Source organism: Delftia sp. Cs1-4, assembly GCF_000214395.1.
GTDB lineage: Bacteria > Pseudomonadota > Gammaproteobacteria > Burkholderiales > Burkholderiaceae_C > Comamonas > Comamonas acidovorans.
Genome location: NC_015563.1, coordinates 2,383,224 through 2,395,295 on the forward strand (window position 1 = coordinate 2,383,224; position 12,072 = coordinate 2,395,295).

At 69.6% G+C, this 12,072-nt stretch carries 2 protein-coding genes (1 of these 2 cut by a window edge); both read left to right on the forward strand.

Annotated elements, in window-relative coordinates:
* Entirely contained in the window at window positions 1–7,866 is a 7,866-nt protein-coding gene (locus tag DELCS14_RS10585; protein WP_013801600.1) for a non-ribosomal peptide synthetase, read from the forward strand.
* Window positions 7,863–12,072, forward strand: partial view of a non-ribosomal peptide synthetase gene (locus DELCS14_RS10590; RefSeq protein ID WP_013801601.1) — the 5' end (the start) only. It continues 8,741 nt past the right edge of the window; 4,210 of the gene's 12,951 nt are visible here — the first part of the coding sequence; its start codon is at window positions 7,863–7,865; its stop codon lies off the right edge, out of view. The genes DELCS14_RS10585 and DELCS14_RS10590 overlap by 4 nt, the downstream gene beginning before the upstream one ends.

Below are 12,072 nucleotides of genomic sequence, written 5' to 3' on the forward strand. Positions count from 1 at the left end.
ATGACAGCACCGCAAGATATTCAGTCCCTGCGCGCCCGGCTCAGCCCCGAGCAGCGTGCCCAGCTCGATGCCCGCCTGCGCGGCAGCGGCAGCCCGGCCGTGCGCGCTGGCCAGGACATTCCACGCCGCGATCCGGCCAGCCCGGCCCTGCTGTCCCATGCCCAGCGCAGCCTCTGGCTGACCTGGCAGCTGGCGCCCGACAGCCCGGCCTACAACCTGGCCGGCAGCCTGGACATGGAAGGCCCGCTGGACGCGGGGGCGATGGCTGCGGCGCTGGACGATCTGGTGGCGCGGCACGACATCCTGCGCACGCGGATCACGGCCGGCGACGATGGCCAGGCGCTGCAGGCGGTGCAGCCGATGCAACCGGACGGGGCCACGTCGCTGCAAATGCCTGTGGTCGATATGCCAACGCAGGCTGCGCTGGAAGACGCATTGGCCGGCTTCGCGCAGACGCCTTTCGCCCTTGACCGCCAGGCGCCGCTGCGCGCCTGCCTGTACCGCCTGGACGCGCAGCGCCATGTGCTGGCGCTGTCGCTGCACCATATCGCGGCGGACGGCTGGTCGCTGCGCATCCTGGTCGACGAGCTGCTGCACTGCTACGAGGCCCGCTTGCGCGCGCAGCCCCCCGCACTGGCGCCCATGGCCATCCAGTTCGCCGACTATGCGGCCTGGGAACGCCAGCGCCTGGACGGCGGCGAGCGCGAGCGCCAACTGCGCTACTGGCGCGAACGCCTGGGGCAGGAACACGCGCCGCTGGAGCTGCCCCTGAGCCATGCGCGCGGCGCCGTGACCGGCGCGGCCGAGGGCCGGCACCGCTTTGTCTGGCCCGCCGAGCTGTCCGATGCGGTGCGCGCGCTGGCGCGGGCGCGCGGCGCCTCGCTGTTCATGGCCATGACGGCCTTGCTGGACCTGCTGCTGTACCGCCTGAGCGGCCAGCGCCGCATCCGCGTGGGCACGCCCATTGCCAACCGGGGCAAGGCCGAGACGCATGGGCTGATTGGCTATCTGCTCAACCTGCAGGTGCTGCAGGTCGATGCCGCACCGCAGATGGGCTTTGGCGAACTGCTCGAACAGGTGCGCCAGGCCGTGCTGGATGCGCAGCAGCATGCCGACCTGCCGTTCGACATGCTGGTCGAGGCGCTGGCGCCCGAGCGCCTGCCGGGCGTGCATCCGCTGTTCCAGGTCAAGTGCACGCAGCAGGACGCCATGGAGCGCGAGCGCAGTGCCGCCGGCGTGCGCGTGCGCATGCAGACACTGACGGCAGGCCAGGCGCATTTCGACCTGAGCCTGGACTTCACCGACCGGGCCGAGGGCATCGAATGCGTGTTCATCCACGACACGGGCCTGTTCGATGCGCAGCGCATCGCCGTCTTCGCGGACAGCCTGACCCGCTGCGCCCGGCAGGTGGTGGCCGCGCCCGATGCCGCGCTGGCGGCCATTGCGCTGGCCGACCCGGTTGACGTGGCTGACGGAGGCGAGGCTCCCCAGGCCGCAACCGTGCTTGCGCTGTGGAATGCCGCTGTTGAACGCCAGGGCCTGGGCATGGCGCTGCGCGCCGAAGCGCGCACCGCATCCTTCGTGCAGTTGGACCGCGCGGCCAACCGCCTGGCCGCGCAGCTGCGCGCGCAGGGCCTGGGACAGGAAACCCGCATCGGCGTGCTGGCGCCGCGTTCGCCCGAGCTGGTGCTGGGCATGCTGGCCGTGCTCAAGGCCGGCTGCGTCCATGTGCCGCTGGACCCCGAGCTGCCGGCCGAGCGCCTGGCCTACCAGCTGCACGACTGCGGTGCACGCCTGCTGCTGGCGGCGCAGCCCGTGGCGTGGCAGCCGGCGATTCCTGTCTGGCCGCTGGCACTTTCCGACGACATGGAGCCTGAAGCCACCACGCAGGAGCCCGTCACGCTCCACCGCGACCAGGCCGCCTACCTCATCTACACCTCGGGCTCCACGGGCCAGCCCAAGGGCGTGGTGATCAGCCACGGCGCGCTGGCCAACTATGTGCAGGGCGTGCTGGCCCGGCTGGACCTGCCGGCCGGCGCCTCCAGCATGGCCATGGTGTCCACCGTGGCCGCCGACCTGGGGCATACGGTGCTGTTCGGCGCGCTGTGCTCTGGGCGCCTGCTGCACCTGATGGCCCCTGAGCGCGCCTTCGATCCCGATGCCTTTGCGGACTACATGCACACGCACCAGGTCGATGTGCTCAAGATCGTGCCCAGCCATCTGCAGGCCCTGCTGAACGCTGCCCGGCCCGCGCAGGTTCTGCCACGCCATTGTCTGGTGCTGGGGGGCGAGGCGACGGGCTGGGCGCTGCTGGAGCGCATCACCGCGCTGCAGCCCGCTTGCCGCGTGCTCAACCACTACGGCCCCACCGAGACCACGGTGGGCACGCTGACCCAGTCCGCAGACCAGGCCGACCGTGCAGCCGCCAGCCTGCCCATGGGCGTGCCGCTGGGCGGCACCGTGGCCCATGTGCTGGATGCGGCGCTGCAGGCCGTGCCTGCGGGCCTGCCGGGCGAGTTGTTCATTGGCGGAGCGGGTCTGGCGCGCGGCTACCAGGGCCGGCCTGCGCTCAGCGCGGAACGCTTTGTGGCCAGCCCCTTCGAGCCCGGCCTGCGCCTGTACCGCACGGGCGACCAGGTGCGTCAGCGTGCCGACGGCAGCCTCGAATTCCTGGGCCGTCTCGACGGCCAGGTCAAGATCCGTGGCTTCCGTGTGGAGCCCGGCGAAGTTGCCCAGGCGCTGCGCGAGCAGCCTTCCGTGCGCGAGGCCGAGGTGCTGGCTCTGGCCAGCGAAGACGGCCAGCTGCGGCTGTGCGCCTATCTGGTGCGCGAACCGGACCAGCCGGGCGACCATGACGGCCTGCGTGCAGCGCTGGGCGCCCGGCTGGCCGACTACATGCTGCCAGCGCACTTTGTCGATCTGCCTGCCATGCCGTTGACGGCCAACGGCAAGCTTGACCGCCGCGCGCTGCCAGCTCCTGTGCCGCAGGCGGCAACGGCTGCCACCGACGGGGGCCAAGCGCCCCAGGGAGCCACCGAGCAGCTGCTGGCCGAGATCTGGGCGCAGGTGCTGCGCACCGAGGCGCCCGGCCGCCATGACAACTTCTTCAGCCTGGGGGGCGACTCCATCCTGGCGCTGCAGATCGTGGCGCGCGCACGCAAGCGCGGCCTCAAGCTCACGCCCAGGCAGCTCATGGAGCAGCAGACCATTGCCGCGCTGGCCGCAGCCACGGGCGGTGCCGTGGCGGCCGCACCAGCTGCGCCCACCGCCCCGGCAGCCCCGGCCGCTGAAGCCGGTGCAGCATTTGGCCTGACGCCTGTGCAGCACTGGTTCTTCGAACAGGCCTTTGCGCAGCCCCACCACTGGAACCAGTCTGTGCTGCTGACTTTGGGCGAGGTGCCGGACCTGGCGCGCCTGCGCACGGCGGTCGATGCCGTGGTCACCCAGCATGAGGCGCTGCGCCTGTGCTTCGCCTGCAAGAACGGGCGCTGGACGCAGTGCGTGGGTGCCACCCCCGCGCAGGCGCCGTTCGAAACCCAGGACCTGTCGGCCGAGCGTGACGCGGGTGCGGCCATTGCGCGCACCGCCGCAGCGCTGCAGACGACGCTGAGCCTGGAGCGGCCATTCAAGGCCGTGTGGCTGGATCTGGGCGGCACGCGCTCGGGCCGGCTGCTGCTGATCGCCCACCATCTGGTGGTGGATGCCGTCTCCTGGCGCATCCTGATCGAGGACCTGCAGACCGCCTATGCGCAGCTGGGCAAGGCCCAGGCTGTCGATCTCGGCCCGCGCACCAGCGCCTTGCGGGAATGGGCGCAAGCGCTGCAGTCGCGCGCCGCACAGTCCGCAACGCAGGCCGAACTGGCCCATTGGACCGAGACGCTGGCGCAGGCCGGCGCGCCGCTGCCCGGCCACGCCGCAGGCAGCAACACCGTCGCGGACACGGTCACGGTGGAGTGCAGGCTGGGCGAGGACCTGACCGAACAATTGCTCAGCGAAGTGCCGCCGGCCTACCGCACCCAGATCAACGACGTGCTGCTGACGGCTCTGGCACGCACGCTGTGCGCCTGGGACGGGCGCGACAGCGTGCTGGTCGAACTCGAAGGCCATGGGCGCGAGCCCTGGAGCGAGGACATGGACCTGGCCCGCAGCGTGGGCTGGTTCACCACGCTGTACCCGGTCTGCCTGCGACCGGGTGCCGACGCCGAGCCGGGCGCGAGCCTCAAGGCCATCAAGGAGCAACTGCGCGCCGTTCCCGGCAAGGGCCTGGGCTACGGGCTGCTGCGCCATCTGGCCCCCCAAGGAACGCAGCTGCCGAAGCTGCAGCCGCAGCTCACCTTCAACTACCTGGGCCAGCTGGACCAGGCGCTGGACGGTGGCCTGGGCTGGCGGCTGGCGCGTGAGCCGGTGACCGGCCAGCGCGCACCGCAATCGTCGCGGCGCGCTTGGCTGGAAGTGGTGGCCTGCATACAGCACGGCGAGCTGGTGCTGCAGTGGCACTACAGCGCAGCCGTGCACGATGGGGCGACGGTGCAGGGTCTGGCCGATAGCTTCCTGGGCGAGCTGCAGGCGCTGATCGCGCACTGCGTGGACGGCGGGCGCGGCGTGACGCCCAGCGATTTCCCGCTGGCCGGGGTCTCGCAGCAGCGGCTGGATGCGCTGGCTTTGCCGCTGGACAGCCTGGAGGATCTTTATCCGCTGACACCCACCCAGGCCGGCCTGATGTTCCACAGCCTGTCCGATACGCAGGAGACGGTCTATGTAAACCAGCTGCAGATGGACATGGACCGGGTAGACCCTGCGCGCCTGCGCGAGGCCTGGCAGTCGGCCAGCGACCGGCACGAAATACTGCGCACCGGCTTTCTCGACGGGCAAGGCCTGCTGCAGTGGGTGGCACGCCGAGCAGACCTGCCCTGGACCGAACATGACTGCAGCGGCCAATCCGATGCCGCGCAGGCCGCCGCGGCGCTTGCTTCGAGCGAGCGCGAGCGCAGCTTCGACCTCGCGCAGCCGCCGCTGATGCGTCTCGCGCTCGTGCGACTGTCCGCTCAGAGGCACAGGCTGATCTGGACCCGCCACCATCTTCTGCTCGACGGTTGGAGCAGCTCGCAACTGCTGTCCGAAGTTCTGCAGCATTACGCGGGCGACCGGCCCGCAGCTCCTGCGCGGCGCTACCGCGACTTCATTGCCTGGCTGGGTAGACGCGATCCGCAGGCGGGTCGGGCCTGGTGGCGTGAACAGCTTGCGGCGCTGCCGGCTCCCACGCGCCTGGCGCCGGCCATGGGAGCTCACGACAGGCGGGGAGCATCGATCGCAACGGGCCATGCCACGTTGGACGTGGCGCTGGACCGGCCGGCCACGCAGGCGCTGATGCGCTTTGCGCGCGAAGAGCGCGTGACGCTGTCCACGCTGGTGCAGGCGGCATGGAGCCTGCTGCTGTCGGCCTGCACGGGCCAGCCAGCCGTGGTTTTCGGCTCGACGGTGGCGGGCCGGCCTGCCGAACTCGATGGCGCCGAGCGGACGCTGGGCCTGTTCATCAACACCTTGCCAACGGTGGTCTGTGTCGATGCGGGCCGCGATGTGGGCGACTGGCTGCGTGCCCTGCAGTCCAACGGTGTGGCCGCGCGCGAGCATGAGCACACGCCGCTGTACGAGATACAGCAATGGGCAGGCGCTGGTGCCGAAGGCTTGTTCGACAGCATCGTCGTCTTCGAAAACTATCCGCTGGGCGAGGCGCTGTCACAGGCTGGTGGCGCAGGCGTCGTGCTGGAAAGCGTGCGCAGCAGCGAGCAGACCCACTACGCCATGACCGTGGTCGTGCACCAAAGTGACAGCCTGCGCCTGGGGCTGGACTATGCGTGCGCGCAGTTCAGCGAAGCGCAGGTCCGGCAGTTGTCGGACCGCCTGCTGTATCTGCTGCTGCAACTGGCCGCGTCCTCTGGCCGCCGCGTGGGTCAAGTGGTGCCCGCCGAGCCGGCCGAAACCGCAACGCTGGCCCAACGCGGCAGGCCGCAGCCATGCCTGGCTCCGGCCCAACCGCTGCACCAGCGCTTCGCGGCCCAGGCCCATCTTCACCTCTCAAGGCCGGCACTGGCTTTTGGCCCGTACTCTCTGAGCTACGCCGAACTCGACGCCCGGGCCAACCGCCTGGCTCACCGCCTGATCGCCCTGGGCGTGCGCCCGGAGACCCGCGTGGGCATTGCCATGCAGCGCTCGGTGGAGATGGTGGTCGGCCTGTTGGCCATCCTCAAGGCCGGTGGCGCCTATGTGCCGCTAGACCCGGACTACCCTGCGGATCGTCTGGCACATATGGTCGAGGACAGCGGCATTGCCCTGGTGCTGACGCAGGCTGCGGTGCGCGAGCGCATTCCCGGCGCTGTCGCCTTGCCGGTGCTGGAGATCGACACGCTGGACCTGTCGGGCGAACCCGGTACCGATCCGCAGGTCGATGTGAACCCGGACAGCCTGGCCTATGTGATCTACACCTCGGGCTCCACGGGCCGTCCCAAGGGCGCGCAACTGAGCCACCGCAACGTGGCACGGCTGCTGGACGCTACCGATGCCTGGTTCGGCTTCGGGCCTGACGATGTCTGGACCCTGTTCCATTCCTACGCCTTCGACTTCTCGGTCTGGGAGATCTTTGGTGCGCTGTGCACGGGCGGCCGGTTGGTGGTGGTGCCGTACTGGGTCAGCCGCTCGCCCCAGGACTTCCTGGCTTTGCTGCGTGCGGAGCGCGTAACGGTTCTCAATCAAACACCTTCGGCCTTTGGGCAACTGGTGTATGCGGTTGAACAGGAAGATGTGAACGAGCAGGGCGGCGCTGGCCTGGCGCTGCGCCATGTGGTCTTCGGCGGCGAGGCGCTGGAGCCCGAGAGCCTGCGGCCCTGGTTCGACCGCTTCGGTGACCAGAGCCCCCAACTCATCAACATGTACGGCATCACCGAGACCACGGTGCATGTGACGTACCGGGAGATCACGCGGAAGGATCTGGAGGGCGGACGCAGCCCGGTGGGCGTGGCGATTCCGGACCTGGGCCTGTATGTGCTGGACGGCAGCCTGAACCTGCTGCCTGAGGGCGTGGCGGGAGAGTTGTATGTGGCGGGCGAGGGCCTGGCACGTGGTTACCTGAACCGCGCCGGTCTGAGCGCCGAGCGCTTCATCGCCAATCCCTTCGCGGAGTACGGCGAGCGCCTGTACCGCACGGGCGATCTGGTGCGCTGGAACGCTCAGGGCGAACTCGAATACCTGGGCCGTGCCGACCAGCAGGTCAAGATCCGGGGCTTCCGCATCGAGCTGGGCGAGGTGCAGTCGCAACTGCTGGCCCAGCCTGAAGTGCGTGAGGCGGTGGTGCTGGCCAAGCAAAGCGCAGGCGGGGCGCGATTGGTGGCCTATGTCTCACTGAATTCGCCAGCCGAAGACGGTTTGCTCAAGGACCGGCTGGGCCATGCGCTGCCCGACTACATGGTGCCCTCGGCCATCGTGGTGCTCGATGCCCTGCCGTTGACGGCCAATGGCAAGGTGGACCGCAAGGCCTTGCCCGAGCCGGAGCTGGCGGGTGCGCAGGTCTACGAAGCGCCGCAGGGCGAGGTGGAGCAGATGCTGGCAGGCATCTGGGCCGAAGTGCTGGGCGTGGAGCGCGTGGGACGCCATGACAGTTTCTTCGAGCTGGGCGGGCATTCGCTGCTGCTGGTGCAGATGCTGGCGCGTGTGCGCACCGAGATGGGCACGGACCTGGGCCTGGCCTACGCGCTGCGCCATCCGGTGCTGTCCCAGATGGCCCAAGGCCTGAGGGAGCAGCAGGTCCGGTCCGAAAGCCTGCCGCTGGCAGCGCTGGAATCCTTCATAGACGGTTTGGAAATCGCACCATGACACAGAACCAGTTCGACAGCATTGCGCGCAAATTCGCCCTGCTGCCGCCCGAGCAGCAGCGCCTGGTCTATCGCAAGATGCGAGAAAGCGGCGTGGACATGCGGCAATTGCCGATTCCGCCGCGTACCCAGGCATCGGCGCAGGACGGCCTTCCCCTGTCCTATGCGCAACTGGGCCAGTGGCTGCTCTGGCGCATGGAGCCGGCCAGTTCGGCCTACCACATCGGCACGGCGCTGAAGCTGTGCGGTGCGCTCGACGCCGCTGCGCTGCGCGAGAGTTTCCAGGCACTGATCGGCGCGCACGAGTCGCTGCGCACGGTGTTCGACGTGGACGGGCAGGGCCTTCCCTACCAGCGCGTGCTGGCACAGGCCGAGCCGGACTTCGTGCAGGAGAACCTTGGCGAGGCGGCACCCGCCCGCCAGCAGGCCTTGCTGGAGGCGCGCTGCGCGCAGCTGGCCCGCCAGCCCTTCGATCTCGGCACCGGGCCGCTGCTGCGCGTGCGCCTGTTCAGGCTGGCCGACGATGTGCATGTGCTGGCCATCGTCATGCACCACATCGTCTCCGATGCCTGGTCGTTGCAATTGATCGTCAATGCCCTGGTGGACCAGTACCGGGCCCGTGCCACAGGCGCCGTGCAGGCGCTGGAGAGCGCCGCCCTTCAGTATGCGGACCATGCGCTGTGGCAGAAGTCCTGGCTGGACGCTGGAGAGTCGGAGCGCCAACTGGCCTATTGGCGTGACACGCTGGGGAACGATTCACCCCTGGTCGAACTGCCTGCGGACCATCCCCGGCAGGCCCGGCCATCCTATGAGGCGGCCCGCCATCTTGCTTGCGTGCCCGATAACCTGGCCCGGGGCCTGCGCGAAAGGGCCTGCGAGGAGGGGTGCACCGTCTTCACACTCCTGCTGGCCGCCTTCCAGGCGCTGCTGTACCGCCATACGGGGCTGCAACACATACGGGTGGGCGTGCCCATGGCCGGGCGCGACCATGCGCAGACCCAAGCAATGGTGGGCATGTTCGTCAACACCGTGGTCATCGGCACGCAGGTGGGCGGTGGCAGCAGCCTGCGCCATCTGGTGGAACAGGTGCGCTCGGCCGTGACGGGCGCGCAGTCGCACCAGGACCTGCCTTACGAGCAACTTGTCCAGGCGCTGCGTCCCGGGCAGGGTACGTTGTTCCAGGTGATGTTCAACCATGTGCACCATGACGATGCGGCGCTGGCCCGGCTGCCCGGACTGAGCGTCACCCCCATGGAGTGGGGCGGCCAGTCGGCCCAGGTCGAACTGGCGCTGGACATTTTGGAAGGTGCCGATGGCCGGCTGCAAATGCGTTTCAGCTACGCCAGAGAGCTGTTCGAACCGGATTCGGTGGCGCGCTGGCAGGCGCACTATCTGTCCTTGCTCCAGGCCCTGCTGCATTCGCCCGACCAGGCGCTGGGCAATCTGTGTTTGGTCGACGCCGAGCCTCTGAGCCGCCTGCAGGGGTGGGCAAGGGGAGAGGGCTCCCGGTTGACCGACGGCCTGGTCCACGAACTGATCGCCCGGCAGGCGCAGGCCCATCCCGATGCGCCTGCGGTGATTGATGGTGGCGCAACGCTCAGCCATGGTCAGCTGCAGCACCGTGTCGATCGCGCCGCGCGCCTGCTGGTGGCGCATGGCATCGGCCCCGATTGCCGGGTGGGACTGGCTCTGCCGCCCTCGGCCGACATGATCGTGGGCCTGCTGGCCATCATGAAGGCCGGCGCCGCCTTCGTGCCGCTGGACCTGCGGCATCCGCCGCAGCGCCTGGCCCATATGCTCATGGACAGCGGCGCGACCTGTCTTCTCACCCAGCCCGGACAGTTGCCGGAGCTGGATACCGTGTCCCTGGTGCTGACATTGGACGCACCGATGCCTGCAGGCGCCCGGCCTGCGCAGCCGCTGCCGGCCGTGCATGCGGACAGCCTGGCCTATGTGATCTATACCTCGGGCTCGTCGGGGCGTCCCAAGGGGGTGGCCGTGTCCCATGGAGCCCTGGCCATGCATATCCAGGCCATGCGCGAATTCCATGGCATGCAGCGCCAGGACTGCGGCCTGCTGTTCGCCTCCGTGGGCTTTGACGCCGCCTGCGAGCAATGGATGGTGCCGCTGGCCAGCGGGGCGGCCGTGCTGACGGGGGATGCGCGGGCGTGGACGGCGCGCGAATTCGTGGCAAGAACGGCCGAGGCTGGCGTCAGCGCGCTGGACCTTCCGCTGGGCTATCTGCGGCTGCTTGCCGACGAGCTGGGCTGTCCTCTGGAACTGCCCCGGCTTGGGCGTTGCATCATCGGCGGCGAGGCCCTGCCGACCCAAGGGCTGTCGCTGGCCCGGAGGATGTTCCCCGGCGCCCGTATCTTCAATGCCTATGGCCCGACCGAGGCCGTGGTCACGCCGTCCATCTCGGATGTCAGCGAGGTCACTGACGTGGGTGCCCATGCGCCCATAGGCCGGCCCGTGGGCGAACGCGAGGCCTGGGTGCTGGATGCCGACATGCAGCCCGTGGCGCCCGGCATGGCCGGAGAGCTGTACCTGGGCGGCCAGGGGCTTGCGCGCGGCTATCTCGGCATGCCCGCGCTCAGCGCGGAGCGCTTCGTCGCCCACCCGCTGGGCGAGCCGGGCAGCCGCCTCTACCGCAGCGGCGACCTGGCGCGCTGGCGCGCCGATGGCCAGCTCGAATTCCTGGGACGCGTGGACCAGCAGATCAAGCTGCGCGGCCTGCGCATCGAACCCGGCGAGATCGAGGCGGTGCTGCTGGCGCAGCCTGGCGTGCGCGAGGCCGTTGTCATGGCTGACGCCGTTGGCGCGCGGCTCGTGGCCTACGTGTCGGCGCTTGCAGGGCAGACCGTGCAGGCAGAATCTCTGCGCGCGCAGCTGGTGCATGTGCTGCCCGACTACATGGTGCCCGGCGCTGTGGTGGTGCTGGACAGGCTGCCCCTGACGGTCAATGGAAAGATCGACCAGAAGGCCCTGCCGGCCCCGGTCCAGGCATCGGTGACCTGGGAGGCTCCCCAAGGGGCGCAGGAGGAGATGCTCGCCGGCATCTGGGCTGGCCTGCTGGAGGCCGGGCGCATCGGCCGCCAGGACCATTTCTTCGAACTGGGCGGGCATTCGCTGCTGGCCATCCAGGTGGTCGAGCGCCTGCAGCGCGCCGGCTGGCAGGCCGAGGCGCGCGACCTGTTCCGGCAGCCGAGACTGCAGGATTTCGCTCTGACGCTGCGGCCTGCGCAACAGGCACAGGAAGACGGCGCCGCGGCGGCTTCAGGGGTGCCCGAGGGGTGCGAGCGGCTGGAGCCCTCCATGCTGCCGCTGGTGACTCTGCAGCCCGGTCATCTGCGCGCCATGGAGGCCGCCATCCCGGGCGGCGCGGCCAATATCCAGGATGCCTATCCGCTGACGCCCTTGCAGGAAGGCATTCTGTTTCATCACCTGGTGCAGTCGCGTGGCGACAGCTATGTGACCCACTGCCTGCTGGGCTTTGATTCGAAGGCCCGGCTGCTGGCTTTCGTGGAGGGGCTGAACCAGTGCATCGCGCGCCACGACATCCTGCGCACGGCGGTGCTCTGGGAGGGGCTGCCGCAGCCGGTGCAGGTGGTCTGTCGGCAGGCTCCGCTGCGCCTGGAATGGCTGCCCGAAGGCGATGGACCCGTCACCGCTGAACAGCGGCTTGCCGCGCTTGTGGACCCGGCTGAGTTCCGCCTCGATGTGCGGCAGGCTCCCATGGTCCGGGCCATTGCCGCCTTCGATCCCGCGCATCAGCGCTGGCTGCTGCAACTGCCCAGCCACCACCTGGTGATGGACCATACGGCGCTGGAGCTGCTGGTGGGCGAGGTGGGGCTGATCCATCAGGGCCGGCCCGATCTGCTGCCCGCGCCCGTTCCCTTTCGCCGGTTCGTGCAGCTGGCGCGCGACGAGGCCGCGCTCCAGGGCCATCAGGCCTTCTTCTCGGAACTGCTGGGCGATGTGGACCAGCCCACGGCGCCCTTCGGCCTGCTGACGCTGCAGGAGCCGGTGGCCGAGCACCGGCTGGCACTGGATGCCGGGCTGGCGCGCGCGCTGCACGGCTGCGCCCGAGGCCGGCAGGTCAATCCGGCCACGCTGTTCCATCTGGCGTGGGCCCTGGTGTTGGCCCGGGTCAGCGGCACGCAGGACGTGGTGTTCGGCACAGTACTGTTCGGCCGCATGCAGGCCG

Bases quoted from the DNA above. Each gene is read 5' to 3' on its own strand.
- DELCS14_RS10585 (WP_013801600.1), top strand. From the start codon at position 1: ATGACAGCACCGCAAGATATTCAGTCCCTGCGCGCCCGGCTCAGCCCC.